Annotated in this window: 13 protein-coding genes; 6 read left to right on the forward strand and 7 right to left on the reverse strand. The window is 64.6% G+C overall.

Translation table 11 applies throughout. The features are described from left to right. Window positions 1-14 precede the first annotated feature (14 nt). The 6 genes from ABIE49_RS22090 (at window position 15) to ABIE49_RS22115 (ending at window position 6,079) form a co-directional block, all read left to right on the forward strand. Window positions 15-674, forward strand: a complete 660-nt coding sequence (locus ABIE49_RS22090) for a phosphoribosylanthranilate isomerase (protein ID WP_192736232.1) — start codon at window positions 15-17, stop codon at window positions 672-674. Further along, on the forward strand, window positions 671-1,900 hold the full coding sequence (trpB, locus tag ABIE49_RS22095) for a tryptophan synthase subunit beta (RefSeq protein WP_192736233.1): 1,230 nt from the start codon (window positions 671-673) through the stop codon (window positions 1,898-1,900). Before ABIE49_RS22090 ends, trpB begins: the two co-directional genes overlap by 4 nt. Then, window positions 1,897-2,733, forward strand: coding sequence for a tryptophan synthase subunit alpha (gene trpA / locus ABIE49_RS22100; protein ID WP_192736234.1), 837 nt, complete (start codon window positions 1,897-1,899; stop codon window positions 2,731-2,733). The genes trpB and trpA overlap by 4 nt, the downstream gene beginning before the upstream one ends. 163 nt (window positions 2,734-2,896) lie before the next feature. After that, window positions 2,897-3,838, forward strand: a complete 942-nt coding sequence (gene accD, locus ABIE49_RS22105; RefSeq protein WP_192736235.1) for an acetyl-CoA carboxylase, carboxyltransferase subunit beta — start codon at window positions 2,897-2,899, stop codon at window positions 3,836-3,838. Continuing rightward, window positions 3,835-5,196, forward strand: a complete 1,362-nt coding sequence (locus ABIE49_RS22110) for a bifunctional folylpolyglutamate synthase/dihydrofolate synthase (protein ID WP_192736236.1) — start codon at window positions 3,835-3,837, stop codon at window positions 5,194-5,196. The genes accD and ABIE49_RS22110 overlap by 4 nt, the downstream gene beginning before the upstream one ends. Window positions 5,197-5,338: 142 nt before the next feature. Next, a complete protein-coding gene (locus ABIE49_RS22115; RefSeq protein ID WP_192736237.1) occupies window positions 5,339-6,079 on the forward strand; it encodes a metallophosphoesterase family protein in 741 nt (246 codons plus the stop codon). A 137-nt stretch (window positions 6,080-6,216) separates the two neighbouring features. Here the strand turns inward: ABIE49_RS22115 and trxA are convergent, their stop codons facing one another. From trxA to ABIE49_RS22150, 7 genes are all read right to left on the reverse strand, one after another. After that, window positions 6,217-6,537, reverse strand: a complete 321-nt coding sequence (gene trxA / locus ABIE49_RS22120) for a thioredoxin (RefSeq protein WP_192736238.1) — start codon at window positions 6,535-6,537, stop codon at window positions 6,217-6,219. A 68-nt stretch (window positions 6,538-6,605) separates the two neighbouring features. Then, entirely contained in the window at window positions 6,606-10,133 is a 3,528-nt protein-coding gene (addA, locus tag ABIE49_RS22125; protein WP_192736239.1) for a double-strand break repair helicase AddA, read from the reverse strand. Beyond that, entirely contained in the window at window positions 10,127-13,273 is a 3,147-nt protein-coding gene (gene addB / locus ABIE49_RS22130; RefSeq protein ID WP_192736240.1) for a double-strand break repair protein AddB, read from the reverse strand. The genes addA and addB overlap by 7 nt, the downstream gene beginning before the upstream one ends. A gap of 239 nt (window positions 13,274-13,512) precedes the next feature. After that, window positions 13,513-14,235, reverse strand: coding sequence for a nucleotidyltransferase family protein (locus ABIE49_RS22135; protein ID WP_192736241.1), 723 nt, complete (start codon window positions 14,233-14,235; stop codon window positions 13,513-13,515). A gap of 138 nt (window positions 14,236-14,373) precedes the next feature. Then, entirely contained in the window at window positions 14,374-14,706 is a 333-nt protein-coding gene (locus ABIE49_RS22140) for a PilZ domain-containing protein (RefSeq protein ID WP_192736242.1), read from the reverse strand. Window positions 14,707-14,789: 83 nt separating this feature from the next. Continuing rightward, window positions 14,790-16,307, reverse strand: coding sequence for a tRNA (adenosine(37)-N6)-threonylcarbamoyltransferase complex ATPase subunit type 1 TsaE (gene tsaE / locus ABIE49_RS22145; protein WP_192736243.1), 1,518 nt, complete (start codon window positions 16,305-16,307; stop codon window positions 14,790-14,792). Next, on the reverse strand, window positions 16,304-18,823 hold the full coding sequence (locus ABIE49_RS22150) for a PAS domain-containing sensor histidine kinase (protein WP_192736244.1): 2,520 nt from the start codon (window positions 18,821-18,823) through the stop codon (window positions 16,304-16,306). Before ABIE49_RS22150 ends, tsaE begins: the two co-directional genes overlap by 4 nt. Between the last annotated feature and the right edge of the window lie 156 nt (window positions 18,824-18,979).

The raw sequence follows: 18,979 nt of genomic DNA on the forward strand, positions 1-18,979 counted from the left end.
GCGTCCGAGAGACCATGTCCCTGCTCGTCAAAATTTGCGGCCTGTCCACGCGCGAGACGCTCGACGCCGCGCTCGGGGCTGGCGCTGACATGGTCGGGTTCGTGTTCTTCCCTCAGTCGCCGCGGCATGTCGGCCTCGAGACCGCGCGCGAGCTCGGCAAGCAAGCCAAGGGCCGCGCCGTCAAGGTGGCGCTCACGGTCGATGCCGACGACGCGACGCTCGAGAATATCGTCGAGACCCTGCGGCCGGACATGTTGCAATTGCACGGCAAGGAAACCACCGCGCGGCTGCGCGACATCAAGGCGAAATTCGGCCTGCCGCTGATGAAGGCGCTTCCGGTCGAGACCGCGGCCGATCTCGTGCCGCTCGCGGGCTATGCTGCAGTCGCCGACCGCATCCTGTTCGACGCCCGTGCGCCAAAGGATGCCACCCGCCCGGGCGGGTTAGGGGCTGTGTTCGACTGGAGCCTGCTTGAGAAGCTCGACCTCGAACTGCCGTTCATGGTTTCGGGCGGGCTCAACGTTTCCAACATCGCCGAGGCCGTTCGCGTCACCCGTGCGGGCGGCGTCGATGTGTCCTCGGGCGTCGAGCGTTCGCCCGGCGTCAAGGATCCCGACATGATCCGCGATTTTATCCGCGCCGCGCGCGCCACCGAAGAATTGATGGTCCGATGAATCCAGGTCAGTCGAATCCCCTGCCAAACTCCTTCCGCACCGGCCCCGACGAGCGTGGTCATTTCGGCAATTTCGGTGGCCGCTTCGTCGCCGAAACGCTGATGCCGCTGATCCTGGATCTGGAGAAGGCCTACATCGCCGCCAAGGCCGATCCGTCGTTCGCCGCGGAAATGAAGGGCTTTCTCGAGCACTATGTCGGACGGCCGTCGCCGCTGTACTTCGCCGAGCGCCTGACCGAGCATCTCGGCGGCGCAAAAGTCTATTTCAAGCGCGAGGAGCTCAACCACACCGGCTCGCACAAGGTCAACAATGTGCTCGGCCAGATCATGGTCGCGCGCCGGATGGGCAAGAAGCGCATCATCGCCGAGACCGGCGCCGGCCAGCACGGCGTCGCCACCGCGACGCTGTGTGCTCGGTTCGGGCTGGAATGCATCGTCTATATGGGGGCGGTCGACGTCGCGCGTCAGGCACCCAACGTGTTCCGCATGGAAATGCTCGGTGCCAAGGTGATCCCGGTTCAATCAGGGACGCGCACACTGAAGGACGCGATGAACGAGGCGCTGCGCGACTGGGTCACCAACGTGCACAACACGTTCTATTGTATCGGTACGATCGCGGGGCCGCACCCCTATCCGATGATGGTGCGCGACTTCCAGTGCGTGATCGGTGACGAAACCCGCGAGCAGATGCAGGAGGCCGAGGGCCGGCTCCCGGATTCGCTGGTCGCCTGCATCGGCGGCGGTTCCAATGCGATGGGGCTGTTTCATCCCTTCCTCGACGATCCCTCGGTCGAGATCTTCGGTGTCGAGGCGGCGGGCCATGGCCTGACGCAGTTGCATGCGGCCTCGATCGCGGGCGGCCGGGCCGGCGTGCTGCATGGCAACCGCACCTATTTGCTGATGGACGACGACGGCCAGATCCAGGACGCGCATTCGATCTCGGCGGGACTGGATTATCCCGGCATCGGGCCGGAGCATTCCTGGCTCTATGAAAACGGCCGGGTCACCTATCTCAGCGCCACCGACGACGAGGCGCTCGCCGCGTTCCAATTGCTGTCGCGGCTGGAAGGCATCATCCCCGCGCTGGAATCGGCACACGCCATCGCCAAGGTCGTGGAGCTCGCGCCGAAGCGGCCCAGGGATCATTTGATGGTCGTCAATCTCTCGGGCCGCGGCGACAAGGACATCCCGCAGGTCGCCGAAATCTTGAAGGGTGAGAAGAAGTGAGTACCCGTATCGACGCACGCTTCGCCGAACTCGCCAAGCAGGGCCGCTCGGCTTTCGTCACCTTCCTGATGGCCGGCGATCCCGATCCGAAAACCTCGCTCGACATCCTCAAGGCGCTGCCGAAGGCCGGCGCCGACATGATCGAGATCGGCATGCCCTTTACCGATCCGATGGCCGACGGGCCGTCGATTCAGGCGGCGGGCCTGCGCGCGCTGAAAGCCGGCATGACCCTGAAGAAGACGCTGGAGATGGTGCGCGGCTTCCGCCAGGACGACGACACCACGCCGCTGGTGCTGATGGGCTATTACAATCCGATCTACATTTACGGCGTCGACAAGTTCCTCGTCGACGCGAAGACCGCCGGCGTCGATGGTCTGATTATCGTCGATCTGCCGCCGGAAGAAGACGACGAGCTGTGCCTGCCGGCGATGAAGGCCGGGCTCAATTTCATTCGGCTGGCGACGCCGACCACCGACGACAAGCGCCTGCCGGCGGTGCTCGCGAACACCTCGGGCTTTGTCTATTACGTCGCGATCACCGGCATCACTGGCAGCGCCAGCGCCGATTCCCACGTGGTCGGTGAAGCCGTCGCCCGAATCAAGCGGCACACCAAACTGCCGGTCTGCGTCGGCTTCGGTATCAGGACGCCGGATGCCGCGCGCGCGATCGCCGAGAACGCCAATGGCGCCGTGGTCGGCACCGCCCTGGTCGATGCCCTGCGCGGCAGCCTCGACGCCGAGGGGCGCGCCACCGCCAAGACCGTACCCGCCGTGGCCGACCTCGTTGCCGCCCTGGCGCAGGGCGTTAGGGGCGCCAAGCAGGCCGCAGAATAGGCCATTTTGGCGTAGATTGAGGCGCTACCTGCGGCTTGCCGGGTCAGGCCGGGGCCGCCATATATCGAGCGTAGCGTTTTCGAGCGAAGTGGATACCGGTTCGCGTGAAGAAAGCGCGTCAGAATATAAGGTCGATGCGTTCAACCGCATTTCGGAGCGAAACATGAATTGGCTCACCAACGTCGTCCGGCCGAAGATCCGCAGCATCCTGCGCCGCGAGACGCCGGAGAATCTGTGGATCAAGTGCCCGGATTCCGGGCAGCTCGTGTTCTACAAGGATGTCGAGGCCAACCAATTCGTCATTCCCGGCTCGAACTATCACATGCGCATGGGCGCGGTGGCGCGGCTGAAGTCGATCTTCGACAACGAGACCTGGTACGATATCGCGCTGCCTGACGTGACCGCCGATCCGCTGAAGTTTCGCGACGAGCGCAAATATGCCGACCGCATCAAGGATGCCCGCGCCAAGACCGGCTTGAACGACGCCATCAAGGTCGGCTACGGCAAACTCGAAGGCGCCGGCGTCGTCGTGGCCGTGCAGGATTTCGATTTCATGGGCGGTTCGCTCGGCATGGCCGCGGGTGAAGCGATCGTGCGCGGGCTCGAGCTCGCGGTCGAAAAGAAATCGCCGTTCATCGTGTTCGCAGCCTCCGGCGGCGCGCGGATGCAGGAAGGCATTTTGTCGCTGATGCAGATGCCGCGAACCACGGTCGGCGTGCAGATGCTGCGCGAAGCAAAACTGCCCTACATCGTTGTGCTGACCAACCCGACCACCGGCGGCGTCACCGCGTCCTACGCCATGCTGGGCGACGTGCAGATCGCCGAGCCCGGTGCGCTGATCGGATTCGCCGGCGCGCGCGTCATCGAACAGACCATTCGCGAGAAACTGCCGGAAGGTTTCCAGCGCGCCGAATATCTGCGCGACCACGGCATGGTCGACATGGTGGTGCACCGCCACGAAATGCGCCCCACCCTGGCGCGGCTGTGCCGGCTGCTGACGAAGTCGCCGGCGCCTGATGTTGCGTCGAAAGCCGTGCCGCAGGTTACCGACCCGGCCCAGATCGTCTCGGCGCCGGAAGCGGTGCCGGCCGCACCTCACGCGTGAACGTATCCGCCGACAGACCGCAGCCCTCGCTCGACGAATTGATCGCGCAGCTGTCGGCGCTCCATCCCAGCCGCATCGATCTCAGTCTCGATCGCATGCAGGCCCTGTTGGCGCGGCTCGATCACCCTGAAAGGAAGCTGCCACCGGTGATCCATGTCGCCGGCACCAACGGTAAGGGTTCTACCATTGCCTATCTGCGCGCGATCCTGGAATCAGCTAGCCTGCGCGTTCACGTCTATACCTCGCCCTATCTGGTGCGGCTCAACGAATGTTTTCGTCTTGGCCGCAGCGGTGGCGGCGTGCTGGTCGATGACGATGAATTGTGCGCCGTGCTGAAGGATTGCGAACGCGCCAACGCGGGCGATCCGATCACGATTTTCGAGATCGAGACGGCGGCGGCGTTTTGTCTGTTTGCACAGCATCCGGCCGATGTCGTGCTGTTGGAAGTAGGGCTCGGCGGACGGCTGGACGCCACCAATGTGATCGAGGCGCCGGTTGCGAGCGTGATAGCGCCGGTCAGCATGGATCATACGGAATTCCTCGGTAATTCGCTGACCGAGATTGCCGGGGAGAAAGCCGCCATCATCAAGCGCAATGCGCCGGTGGTTTGCGCCGAGCAGGCGCCGGAAGCGATGAATGTGATCGAGGCGCAGGCGCGCCGCTTGCGCGCGCCGCTGCATGCGGCCGGCCAGCAATGGCATGTCAGCGTCGAGCGCGGCCGGCTGGTCTATCAGGATGATCGCGGCCTGATGGATCTGGTGGCGCCAAAACTGTTCGGCCGGCATCAGTTCGACAATGCCGGGCTCGCCATCGCGACCTTGCGTGCGCTCGATGCCTTCAAGATCGGCATGCCCCATTTCGAGGCCGGCATCGTCAACGCCGAATGGCCGGCGCGGATGCAGCGCCTGGTTTCCGGCGCGCTGGTCGAGCAGGGCCCACAGGGCTGCGAGATCTGGCTCGATGGCGGACACAATGCCGAAGGCGGGCGCGTCGCCGCGGCTGCATTGGGCGATCTCGAAGAGCGGGTGTCGCGGCCGCTGGTAGTTATAACAGGCATGATGGCCAACAAGGACGCGGGCGCGTTCCTCGCCAATTTCGCCGGGCTGACGCGCCATATCATGGCGGTGCCGATCCCCGGGCGCGACAATGCGAGCTCGATGGCCGCGTCGATGCCGCCGGACCGGCTGGCGGATGCCGCCCGTGCGCTGGGCATGCGCGTGGAAAATGCCGCCAGTGTCGAAGCCGCGCTTCAAACACTGTCGAAACTTGCTTACGAAGTGCCGCCGCGCATCCTGATCACGGGATCGCTCTATCTCGCAGGCCACGTGCTGGCCCGCAATGGCACGCCGCCTGCATGAGATTTTCGTGTCCCGGACGCGGTACGGCACGTAGTGCCGCTGCGCAGAGCCGGGACCCACGGGATGGACCCCGGATTAGCAGCGCACCGCTTGCGCGCTGCTAATCCGGGGTCGTTCCCCGCGATAGTGATTGGGATGAATAATGCGATGTGCTGCGATTGCCGATGTGCACGGAAACTATCTCGCGCTGGAGGCTGTCATCGCCGACATCCGCGCGCAGGGCGTCAAAGAGATCGTCAATCTCGGTGACATGGCGAGCGGTCCGCTTGATGCGCGGCGCACGATGGATACGCTAATGGCGCTCGATGCGGAGCACGTGCTGGGCAACCATGATCGCTATCTGATCGACCGGCCGCCGGAGAAGATGGGTTCCTGGGACCGGCCCGCCCATGCGCAGCTCGACAAGACCCATCTCGACTGGCTGCGCGCGCTGCCGCCAACGCGCGTCTATCGCGACCAGGTGTTTCTCTGCCACGCGACGCCGGCGCATGACGAGGTCTATTGGCTGGACACGGTGATATCAGACGGCACCGTTTGCATGGCCTCGCTCGATGCGATCGAAAAGCAAGCCGAAGGGATCACGCAGCCGCTGATCCTCTGCGCCCACACCCACGTTGCGCGCACCGTCCGGCTTGGCGATGGCCGCAGAATCGTCAATCCCGGCAGCGTCGGCTCACCCGGCTATCGCGACACCCATCCGTTTCCGCATGTGATCGAAGCCGGCACGCCGGATGCGCGCTACGCGATCCTCGAACTGGCCGATGGCAACTGGCGCGTGACGTTCCGCCATGTGCCCTACGACCATGAGGCGATGGCGGCCCTGGCGCGGCAGAACGGCCAGCTTGAGCTGGCTAGCGCGCTGGCGACGGGGTGGATCAGATAAGTTCGTAGCCCGGATGCGGGGCTCGGTATCCGCGGCCGGCCCTCCCGGATTACGCTTCGCTCCATCTGGGCTACGGGATCAAAACAAAACGGCCGGCGGTGAGCCGGCCGTTTCAAATAACAATCGGTCGAAGCCGATCAGACCGCGGCAGTGATCCACTGCTGCAGCTTCGCCTTCGGCGCGGCGCCGACCTGGCGGGAGGCCATCTCGCCGCCCTTGAAGATCATCAGGGTCGGGATCGACATCACGCCGTATTTCGAGGCCGTCTTCGGGCTCTCGTCGACGTTGAGCTTTACGATCTTGACCTTGTCGCCCATGGCGCCGGAAATTTCGTCGAGCGCGGGTGCGATCATGCGGCACGGCCCGCACCATTCAGCCCAGAAATCGACGACCACCGGCCCGGTCGCGTTGAGCACTTCGGCTTCGAAATCGGCGTCAGAAACCTTGCCAACGGCCATGGGAATACCTCGTTCGGTTGGAAACAGCGGCGCGGATGAGAATCGCGCCCGTCAGGATATGGGCAAACCTATGAACGCGATCCTGCCGGGTCAAGCGCGGTCACGCCGAGATGATAGGATGCCAGCGCCGCGTCCAGCGCGGGGGCGGAAATCTCCATCAAATCAGGCGTTTCGGTCCAAAGCAGCGCGGCCCGGACCGGCAGCTGGGGATAAAGTTTTGCCAGCACCGCCCGGTAGAGCGCGAGCTGGCGGACATAGCCCCGCGGCGCCTCCTCCGGGGTTTTGGGCGGGGCGTGGTTGGTCTTGTAATCGACGATCAAGACCTCCCGCTCCGTGACCACCAGCCGGTCGATCTGGCCGGAAACCAGCGCCGGTGGCTGCCCGGGCCGATCCAGCCGCCCCACGATCGAGACCTCAGCCTGGCTGCCCGGCGCAAAGGCGTGCGCAAAGCGCGCATCCGCGATCAGCGCGAGCGCTTTTTCCGCCAGCGTGAGCCGCTCGTCCTCGGTCCAGCCATCGGCATTTCGCACGAGGTACGACAGCGCGGCCTCGCGGCGGCGTTCGGCGGCGATATCGGGCAGCGACTGCAGCAACCGGTGTACCAACGTGCCGCGCTTGAGCGCCTTGGCGCGGACGAGGATCGATTCGCCTGACCGCACCGGATGGCTGTCGTCGTCAGCGGGATCGGACGGGCGCAGCAAACCCTCCGCCGGACGCTCCGGCTGCGCCGGGGTCAGCAACCACGATGGAAAATCAATCGATGGCGTCTTTGCCGGCGCAACTGATCCCGTGGCAGGCGCGACTTTCTCGGAACGAGAATAGCGTTTCACGACGCCGCTCGATGTCTTGATCTCCTCGAGCTGCAATTCGGAACGTTCGAGGCCCTTGCTGATAAGATCATACCAGGAGGAGGGGCGAACATCCTTCCTGTTGCCGGGCATGCAACCACCGACGATCAGGCGATCGGCCGCGCGCGTCATCGCCACGTAAAGCAGGCGGCGGTATTCATCCTCGGTATCGCCGAGCATCGCCGCCCGTGCGGTGACGAGGGCAGGGGGATCCTCGGCCTTGCGGCCGGCCCAAACCACGATTCCGGGGGCGTGCAGACCAGCATTGCCCTGCGGCAGGTTGATGAGCCGTAGCCGCTGCGTATCCGAGGGAGATGTCGTGGTGTCGACCAGGAACACCACAGACGCCTCCAGGCCCTTGGCGCCATGCACGGTCATGACGCGAACTTCGTCGCGCGAGATTTCCATGTCGCGCTTGACCTCGGTATCGGCCGCACGCAGCCACGCCATGAAGCCCTGCAGCGAGGCAGGCGCCTTGCGCTCGTAGCTCAGCGCAAGTTCCAGAAATTCATCGAGCGCATCATTGGCTTCATGTCCGAGCCGGTTCAGGATCCGTGCACGGCCGCCGTCGCCGCCAAGCAGCCAGGAATAGAAGGCAAACGGCGTCGCGTTGACGACGCGTCGCTCGCATTGCTCCAACCGCCAAAGCGCGTCCCTCAGCAGTCCGTCGGTCGCAGCGCGCGCGCTCAGGGCCGCACGCAACGATCCCCTTCGCTGCCAGGCCAGCTTGAACAGATCGTCGTCGGTAAGACCGAACAGCGGGCTCTTCAATGCCACCGCCAGCGCCAGATCGTCCTGCGGCAACAACAGCGCGTCCGCCAAATTCATCAGGTCGATGGCCGCGATGTGCTCAGTCAGTTTGAGTCGGTCGGCGCCGGCGACCGGGACATTTGCGTGCTTCAACGCCTGAATCACCGCATCGAACGCATTGCCACGCCGGCGCACCAGCACCAGCATGTCGCCATATCGCAGTGGACGGCGGCTACCTGCGCTGCCGGTCATGGTGCCGCTTTCGACCAGCGCTTTGATCTCGGCCTGAATCCGCCGGGCGAGCTTTACCTCGGGACTGGTCACGGAGACGCCGTCAAACGGCGCGCGCCAGCCTTCCATGTCAGGCCTGTCGTCGGCTATGGCCAATTCCCAGAGATCGATCAGGCTCGGGCCTGCGTCTTCCAGCGCATGATGGATCGGGTATCCGTTCTCGACCGCGTGGATACTGCGGAATATCTCCTGCTCGCGGAAAACATGATCGACCGAATGCAGGATCGCCGGCCCGGAACGAAACGAATAGTTGAAAGATACCGGATCGAATTTCAGGCCGGCATCTTCGAATTTCTTCTTCAGCGCTCGCCGACGCAGGTCGAACTCGCGGGGCGCGGCGCCCTGAAACGAAAAGATCGACTGTTTCTCGTCGCCGACCGCGAACACGGTGCGCGTCACGCGATCACGCGCACCCGCGCCGGACGTAAACTCGGAAATGATGTGCGCGACGATGTCCCATTGCCGCGGGCTGGTGTCCTGCGCCTCGTCGATCAGCACATGATCGACGCCACGATCGAGCTTGTAATGGACCCAGCCGGAGGAGACGCGGTCCAGCATCTCAAGCGTCTTGTCGATCAAATCATCATAATCGAGCAGTCCACGTTCCAGCTTCTCGCGCCGGTAATTCGCGGCAGAAGCGGTTGCGATGTGCAGCAGCGCCTCGGTGCGGTCGCGGGCTGTTAACGCGCGACGACGTTCGATCAGAGGGGCGATGCGATCAGCCTCGGATTCGAACAGGCGACCAACGACAGAATTGTTGTCGACGAATTTTTTCGTCACCGCCGATTTGCGGCGCGTGCGGTCGGTCTCGGTTAGAAACACGCCGAGATATTCTTCGACCTGCGCAGCGCCGGAGAACATCAGTCCTGAACGAAGCCGGGCGGCCTGATCCTGGTCGGTCTTGCTGCCGGTGTCGAGAACACGCGCGATCGCCTCCCATTCAGATCGCGGCAGGTTCGGTCCATCGACGATGTCGCGCTCGACATCCTCAATACGATCCTCGGGGTCGACACCCAGCGCGGCGGAAGTCTGCCTCGCCGCGGCGTGCGCGCTGCCGGCAGTATCCGTCCATGCCATGAAATGATCACGGCTAAGACAGGCCTCGCGCACCACCTCCTTGAAGGTGACGTCGGCGGCACTGGCCATCGCCATCCGGAGCGCCTGGCCGGTCGCGCTGTCGGGGTGGCGCGATGCCTCCAGAAACACCGTGAGGTTGGCGCGCTCCATCATCTCGTTCTGGTCGCGGTCGTCGAGCACGGCGAAGCGCGCGGGCACGTTGGCTTCGAACGGAAATTGCTGCAGCAGGCGCGTGCATAGCGCGTGGATGGTCTGCACTTTCAGCCCGCCGGGCGTCTCCAGCGCGCAAGCAAAGAGCTGCCGTGCCGACTTCCGCAATTTTGCATTGGGATTCGCAATTCCCGCTTCCTTGATTGCGGCATCCAGCGAAACATCGTCGAGCGTGACCCAATGGCCGAGCGTCGAGAACACCCGTTCCGCCATATTGGCGGCGGCAGCCTTGGTGAAGGTGATACAAAGGATCTTCTCCGGCGCCACGCCGCCAAGCAGCAGCCGGATCACGCGTTGCACCAGCACATGGGTCTTGCCCGATCCGGCATTGGCCGACACGAACGAGGACGCCGCCGGATCGGACGCGCGCGCCTGGGTATCGCGCACATTCGGCGGAATGATGCGGGGAGCCTTCACCATTCCTCGATCCCCAATCCGCCGGCCGCGGACCACTCCTTAATCCGGGCGAGATCGTCATAGGCGCCGTAGCGGTTCGACCACATCGACAGGTTCAGCGAAGTGTAGGCCTGGTTCTCGTCTTCGAATTTGCGGATCAGTTTTTCCAGCTCCAGCCGCGCATAATCCGCCGCCTCGTCCGGCGGCTGCGGCGTGTCGTTGTTCCTGATCTTCAGTTCCAGCGAACGGTGCTCGCCCGGCGGGTTGTTGCCGCTGAGCCTGACATAGGCGAGTTCGGCGACCGACGAATCCGCAGCTATATCCTTGAAGCCGCCTTCGCGCAGGATTGCGGCCTCGAGGGTGAGCTGCGGCGACAGTCCCATCCGCACCTGCTTGCCGGTCGGCGGCTGGCCCGTCTTGTAGTCGAGGATCGCGAAGCGGCCGTCGGCGCGCTGCTCGATGCGGTCGGCGCGGGCGGACAGGATGAAGGTTCGTTCGTTGTCGAGCGGAATGCCGATCTCGCCCCTGATCTCGGCGTCGATCCGCTGGATGTGATCGCGGCGCGCCAGTTCCCAGTCGGCGAACCATGCGGCGATGCGCTGGAACCGCGGCCACCACAGCGCCCGCGCCTCGGGGCGCTCCATCAGCGGCGCAAAAAATTTCTCGCCGATGCCGCGCAGTGCGAGCGCAGGCTGGGCCGGCAATGTGTCGGCGAAGGTTTTTGTAAATTCGCCGAGCGCTTCATGGATCGCCGAGCCGCGATCGGCAGCGGACAGTGGCATATCGACGGGATCGAGCGGATCGAGCCGCAAAATGTATTTCGCGTAGATCGTGTAGGGATCGCGCAGCCAGTCCTCGATCGCCGTCACCGACAATTTCAGCGGGCGCGTCGCGCGCGGCGGCCTTGGCGCGGGCTGCGGGATCGGCTCTATCTTTGTCGGCCGGTCGAGTTCGGCGGCGAAGCGGATATAGTCCTCGCCGGTCCGCGTGGCTTGTTTCCAGCGTTCTTCGCCGGCGACGGCCTCCAGCCGGTGCAGGAAGCGCGAGGCCACCGCCGGTGCGCCGCCGACTTTTGCTGAATGGGTCAGGATGACGTCGGTGTGGCCGAGCAGTTGCGCGAAGTCATGCGCTGACAGCCCGATGCGCCGCTCCGGCAGATCGAGCCCGAGTTCATGCCGCATCGGCCGGCTCAACCACGGATCGATCCGCGGTGACGGTGGCCACACGCCTTCGACCAGCCCGCCCAGGATCACGCGATCGGATTCGGTCAAGCGTGCTTCGAGCTGGCCATAGATGTGCAGGTGCGCGCTCGCCGATTCCGGCCGCCGCACCATGCGGTCGGCGAAGGCGGTCTGGAACAATTCGGGATAATCGCCGAGCAGTACCATCAGCCCGCTGGGTTTCTGTTCACCCAACAGATCGGCAAACGCCGAGGCCAGTGCGGATCCCTGGGCGCCCTCGAACACGACGGCGGTTTCGGTTTGATCGGATGACAGGGCGATCAACACCTCGCGGTGGCGATACGCCAGTTCGGCGAAGTCATAGGGCTGTGACGACGCCATGCTTTCCAGCGGCAACAGCGCCTGCTGCAGTGCCGCGATCAACGCTCGCGCGCGATCGAGTTCGTCATCGCGCAATCTGGCGCGTTGCTCGGACGCGTGGAGCGAGGAGGTCTCGCCGTCTTTCAATTTCCTGAGTTCAGCGCGAAAGCGATCGAAGTCGCGCGCGAGGCCATTGCTGCCGGCTTGCGGCCGCGTGCCGCGCAGCAGGGCCAGCTCCAGCACCTCGATGGCGTGTTTCAGCGCACCATGCGCACCACCCAGCCGGAACAGCGGGTGCTTCATCAGCGCCAGCAAGGTCGGGGGCTCCAGCCCCTTCGCCGCGGCTTGCGCCACCAGCCGCGCAAAGATTCCGGCGGAGGTATCCATCAGCGCGTCACCGCCGGAATCGTCGAATTCGAGATTCCAGCGGCCGAGCGCTGCCATCACGCGCCGCGCCAGCGCACGGTCTGGCGTCACCAGCGCGGCCGATTTGCCCAGATGCCGCGCTTCGCGCATGGCGACCGCGATCGCCAGCGCCTCCATCTCCGGATTGGGCGCCGCGACCACCGCGAGGTTTTTCATGCCGCCCGAAATCTTCGCGGCAATGTCAGGCTGCTCCAGTCGGTCATGCCATTGTTCAGTCGCCGTCGACGGCCGCATCGTTTCGGAGACCAGCACGTCTCGTCCATCAGGCGCAGGTGTGCCCAAAATCTCGATGTCACTGCGCGTGATGCCGAATCGGTCCAACAGGGCATGCATCGCGAATTGCGGATGGTTCGAGGCCGGCGGCGTGGTGAACTTGCCGTGCGCGTCTCTGATGCCGCCGATGGTCTGCCAGGCCGCGTCATCGAGATCGGTATCTAGTCCCGGTAGCACCACCGCGCCTTGTTTGAGTTTGGCGACGACGTGCAGGAACTTTGCGGTCGCGGGCATCGAGCCGGTTGAACCCGCCGCGATCACCGGGCCCTTGTGGTGCGCAGTCAGGCGCGCGGCCTCGGCGTCGATCAGAAGGTCGCGCCGCGCCGCCGGTTCGATCCGTCCGATTTCGTGCAAATGCTGCGGCCACGCCTTGCGCGCGATGCGCAGGAACTCCAGCGAGTGCTGCCAGTATCGATCGAGCTGGTCCGGCACCAGTTTGTCGAGCGCATTCCAGTCGACGCCGCGGGTGACCATGTCGTCCATCAATCGCGCCAGATCGCCGGCCAGCGCCAGCGTCGAGGCCGGGCCGCCGACCACCAGCGGCGCGGAGACCGGCGTTTTGGCCCACGCCGCCACCAGATGGGCCAGCGTCAGCCGCCGCTCGAGCTCGCCGAGCCGCGGCGGAATGTCGAGCGGCGCCACGCCGCCGAATTGTTCGGAGCCTTCAGCGAACGCCAGTTCGTCCTCGTCGATATCGCCGAGCGCCACGATGCGCGGCAGGATCGCCGCATCGGTCTTCATCTCGTCGAGAAAGATCTCCCGCGCCATCCGGCCGGCGCGCCGGGTCGGCAGATAGAGCGTCGCCTGCGCCAGGTTCAGCGGATTGTTGCGCGCCTCGAAACCATCGACCAGCCGGCCGTCGACCAGTGCGGCGATAACGGTTCGCAAGAGCGGCACGGATACGGGAACGCTGAAAACGCGCATGGGCTGCCTGATTCGAGGTCAGGGCAATATAGGGAGTGATCTGGCAATGGTCATGGGTTCCGGCATTTGCCGGATCGTAGGGTGGGCAAAGCGAAGTGTGCCCACCACCCTTGTGCGCGCGAAGGGCGCCTTTGCCACCCAAGCATACTTTGCATGGGGTTGTTTTCGGGATCTTGAGTCAGCAGTCGGGTGAGGTGGTGGGCACGGCGCAAAGCGCGCCTTTGCCCACCCTACGAGAGTTACGCCACGCTCTCCAGATACGCCTCTTCCGCGGCCTGCACCGCGTCGGGGGTTCCGACATGCATCCAGACGCCGTCGAGCCGCAGGCCGAACAGCCGCTCCTGCTCGTTGGCCTGGTCGAACAATTTCGTCAGCGAGAACTCGCCCGCGGGCGCATCTGTAAACAGCGACGGCGACATGATCGCAGCGCCGGCATAGACGAACGGCACCACCTGATGTTCGCGCCGCTTGCGCAGTGCACCGTCCGGCAGCATCGAGTAATCGCCGCGGCCGGCATAGCCGATGCTGCTGGTCGTCGGCGCCATCAACAGCAGGATATCCATGCGCGCGGGATCGAAGGTTTCGGCCAGCCGCGTCAGATTGGGCCGCACGCCGTCGATCCACATGGTGTCGGCGTTGAGATGGAAGAACGGCTCTGTGCCGAGCAAAGGCAGGGCCTTCACGACGGCGCCGCCGGTGCCGAGCACCTGATCGCGCTCGTCGGAGATAGTGATTCGGGGGCGGGTCCGGGACGCCGTATGCTCGATGATCTGGTCGGGCAGATAATGCACGTTGACCACGGCTTCGCTGACACCGGCGCCGGCCAGCTTGTCCAGCACGTGATCGAGCAGCGGCTGGCCCATCACGCGCACCAGCGGCTTTGGCATGTGATCGGTCAACGGGCGCATCCGCAGGCCGAGACCGGCGGCGAGGACCATGGCTTTCTTGGGCGTGACGGACATTTCCTGGAGTTCTCGAAACGGATCAGCGCTTCGGATCATATCACGGTGATTCGGCTGATCCAGCGACTGTGAGGCCATAGTCATTGCAGATGACGGCTGTAAGACGACGGCTGTAAGAGGATTTGGGCGCGGCGGGGCTCATGCTTCGGCGGTCTCCGCGCCGCGCTTGCCGGCCGCCTTTTTCTTCTTGTCGCCCTGCTTCAGGAAATTGACGCCGATCTGGTCGCCATTGACCCAGGCCAGTTCGCAGCGGCGGTAGGCCAGTCCGGTGGACGACAGCAGCAGGAAGAATTCCTTCAGGTGCAGACCCTCGACGGAGCCTTCCACCGTCAGCTTGGCGCCGGTCTCGGAGACGTCTTCCATCACGCATTCACGCCGCCAGGTGCCGTCGATGCCCATCATATGCGCCGGATAGCCGCGCTCGAATGTGACGCGATCTCCCTTGCGCCGCTCTGATGTCGCCATCGCCATATTCCCGGATTTGAAACAGCCGCTCGCACGCGCGGAGCATAGCCTTCGCCAGATTAAAGCAGGGGTGGCTAACAAGTGGTAAATCAGGAGCCCGGCGGCGGCACGTTGGCGGCGTACCATTCGCGAAAATCCGCCAGGGCCGGGTGGGCCAATGAACGAGTAAGATAGGTCCAGATCCGGGGCTGGTGACGCAGATATTGCGGCTTGCCATCGCGCCGGTTGAGCCGCGCGAACGTGCCGAGCAGGCGGGTATTCCGCTGCGCCGACATGATGGCGTAGAGCTCGGCGAAACCGGCGGGATCGAAATTGCTGTCGGCTAAGCGCCGCGCCTTGATGTAGCGGGTCAGCAGCGTCAGCTCGAGCGCTTCGGGCACGTCGATCCGCGCATCCTGCAGCAGCGACACCAGGTCATAGGCGGCAGGTCCGAGCACGGCGTCCTGGAAATCGATGATGCCGACCCGCAGGATTCCGGAACGATCATCGAGCCAGATGATGTTGGGGGAATGGAAGTCCCGGATCACCCAGGTCCGTGGCGCGGCAGCCGGCTTCTTCAATAACTCCCGCCACATCGCGACGAATTCGTCGCGCAGCTCCTGACTTGGCTCGACGCCGCGATCGGGCATGTACCATTCGAGCATCAACCCCATCTCGACCAGCCACGCTTCGGTGTCGAACACGGGGATGGCGTGGGTCGATTGCAAGGTCAGCAGCAGGATGTCCGGCAGCGGCTCGCGATGCAGCGCCGCCAGCATGTCGGTCGCGGCCTCGTAGCGCTCTACGATCGGCTGCGGCGGATCGCCTTCGACGATACCAGCGTGGCCGAAATCCTCGGTGATCAGGAAACCGGCATCGAGGTCCTGGTGACGTATCGCCGGCGCCGAGAAGCCGCGTTCGCGCAAGCCGTTGGCGATGGCGACGAACGGCTTGACGTCTTCGGCCAGATGCACGGCCGCGCTGTAGGATTTGCCGTCATAGATCGCCGGGCCGTCCGGCCGCTTCGGCGAATTCATCAGGATGGCGGTGCCGTCAAGATGCAGCCGCGCGTAGGAGCGCGTCGAGGCATCGCCCGGCATGCGCTCGCGCTGCGCTCCCATAAAGCCTGAGGTCTCGAGGAACTGGCGCAGCGCCTTGAGCCTTTCGACCTGCGCCGCCGCCTTGCCATAGCCGGTAAATTCGGCGGCGCGCGCACTGGATCCGAGCGCGGGACGATGGCTGAAGGCGATGTCGATGCGGTCGTCCGGCAGCGCGTCCGCCGCGCGCTCCGGCCATTCGATCAGCGCCAGCGCGCCCTCGGGCAGCGGCGACAGCCCGATTTCCTCCAGCTCGCTCGCATCGTTGATGCGATAGAGATCGGCATGAACGATCGGAAACGGCTGGTCATAGCTTTGCGCCAGCGTGAACGTCGGGCTCGGAACCTCCAGCGTCTCGTCGCTGGCGAGATAGCGGATCATCGCCCGCGCGGCTGATGTCTTGCCGGCGCCGAGATCGCCCGACAGCGTGATCACATCGCCGGGTCCAACCAGCAGCGCAAGATCGGCCATCAGTTGCGCGGTCGCGGTCTCGTTCGCGAGCGCCAGCGAGAATGTCGCTGATACGGTCATTCGGCGGCGTTGCGATGGGCGTTCTGGTCGATCGGAAAGTCGCACGTGACCGTCGTGCCCTTGCCGAGTTCCGAATCGACCCGCACCTTGCCGCCGTGCAGTTCGACAAAGGAGCGCACCAGCGACAGGCCGAGCCCTGCGCCGCGGTGCCGCGAGCCGTTGGAATGGCTCTCGAACCAGTCGAACACCTTGTCCTTGACGTCGGGCGGGATGCCCGGACCGGAATCGGTGACGGTGAAGATGACGCGATGCTCGTTGCGCCGCGCGCTGATGTTGACCGTTGCATCATGCGGCGAGAAGCCGACAGCATTGGCGAGCAGATTATAGAGCACCTGCACCACGCGGCGTTCGTCGCCGGTGAAGTCGCCGATGCTGGGATCGATGTCGACCTTGAGTTCGATGCGGTCGGTGGCGAGGCGGTCCTGAATGCCTTCCCTGGCCTGCTCGATGGCTTTGGCGATGTTGACCGGGCCGAGCTCGAGCTTCATCGCACCGGCGTCGATGGTGGCGAGATCGAGGATGTTGTTGGTCAGCGCCAGCAGCGCGTTGGTGGATTTGGTGACGTAGTCGAGATACTCGGCCTGCTTTGGCGTCAGCGGGCCGGTTGAGGGATCGCTCAGAAAGTGCGCGAAGCCGATGATGGTGGTGAGCGGGGCGCGCAGCTCGTACGACACGTGGTGGACGAAGTCGACCTTCATCTGGTCGGCGGTCTCCAGCGCCTCGTTGCGTTCGCGCAGCGCGCGTTCGACATTCTCGGTGTCGGTGATGTCCTGGAAGGTCAGCATGGTGGCGCCGTCGGGCAGCGGCATCGTCATGCAGGTCAGCACGCTGCCGTCCTTGCGCTCGAGCTTCAGCGCCACCTGCGCCCGGTTGCCGATCGCGGTAATCGCCTCGCGCAATGCGCGCCACGTCAGGGCGTCGTCGAACAGCGGCTTGCACCAGGATTCCACAGTCTCGATGTGGGGCTGTTCGCGCAGCTGCTCTTCCGACAGCTTCCAGATCTTGGCGAAGGCGGGATTGAACAGTTCCACCCGGCCATTGCTGCCGAACACCGCGACCGCCTCGGCGAGATTGCTGAGCGTCTCGTGCTGTACCCTCGTCAGCCCGTCGAACCGCCGTGCCAGATCGAGGCTTTCGGTGACATTGTCGAACAGATAGGTGACGCCACCTTCGAGGTTAGGCGTGGTGACGACGCTGACCGCGCGGCCGTCGGGCAGGAACCAGGTGTAGGTCTCCGGCTCGACCGCGCGATAGGCCTCGTGCAGCTTGGCTTTCCAGGCCCGGAAGTCCGGCTGCTCCGGGAGTTTGCGCGTGGCGCGCAGCCGGTCGAGCACGCTGGAATCGTCGGGCTGGCCGTCGAGGAAGGCCTGATCGAGGCCCCACAGCCGGCGGTAGGATTCGTTGTAGAAGGCAAGCCGGCGCTGGGCGTCGAATACCGCAACCCCCGACGACAATTGGTCGAGAGTGCGGCGATGCGCCTCCACCATCCGCTGCAGCGCGGCGCGCAGCTGGGTCGCCTCGCTGGCATCGATCGCGATGCCGGCACTGCCGCCACCAAGCTTCAGGGCTTGCACGTCATAGATGCGCCGTTCGCCGCTGACGACGATCGGCAGCCGCGCGCTGAAGCTGGAACTGTCGTTCAAGGTCCGGCTCATGTCGGTGCGCTGGTCGGTTTCCAAAAGTTCGAGGTTGCGACGGACGACATCGGCGACGCTGGTTCCTTCGGTCGCCCGCACATAGGCCGTATTGGCGTAGCGCAGATTGCCCTCGGGGCTCTTGGCCCAGATCGGCCAAGGCGCGGCGGCGGCGAAGTCGCGCAGCAGCTCAGTCTCTTCTTGAAGCGTCTTGTAGCGCAGATTGGATTCGGCGAGTTCGCGGCGCAACCCGCCGAGTTCGCGAATCCGAACAACGGCTTGGCCACCGATGGCGCGGCCCATCGCCTCGATCGCGCGGCCGTTCGAGGTCGAGAGGTTGAGCAGAAAGCCTTCGCCGGCCTCGCGCAACGCATCGACGGCATGGTCCATCTGCAGCGCCGGTTCCGGCGGCAGCCAGGTTCCAAAGGCGAGGATCCGCTGCGGCGAGTTTTGCAACGCTTCCTGCGAGATCAACAGCGCGGTGTCACCGCTGATCTGGGGCCGGCTGTCGCCTGCGGCCCAGGAGATCAGGACTTGCGGCTCGGCGAACAGCAGCGCCCGCAACCGGTCGGCCTGAACCTGCAGATCGGCGATGTCCTGGCGCAGGCGGACCTCGGTGCGGGTCGCCTTGACGCGGGTGCGCATTAACAGGATCGCCGCCACGACGGTAAAGCCGAGCAGCGACAATGCTGTGGTCAGCACCGCGAATTCCTGCTGATTGAGGTCGAGCCAGGCCGAAATCACCTCGGAGAGCGGCAAATCGCCGGCCAAGGCCGGTTCCGATACGAGGGATAAGGCAGAGGCGAGCGCGATCATGCCGTGACGTGCCAGTGAGGTGCACGACAGCAGGTTTCGACGCATCGCCGCGACTACGCCCGACATGATTTGCCCCAGAACGCACGACTTCAGGCCCGGCGCTTTACATCAGCCGTGCACGAATCGAGTGAGAGTATCCCCAACGCGACTCCGTGGGTAAGAGTCCAGACCGTGAACGTGAATCTGGCTGTGCAAAAATGGGCGGATAACGCTCCTGGGTGC

Origin of the sequence: Bradyrhizobium sp. OAE829 (assembly GCF_040546575.1) — a bacterium.
GTDB lineage: Bacteria > Pseudomonadota > Alphaproteobacteria > Rhizobiales > Xanthobacteraceae > Bradyrhizobium.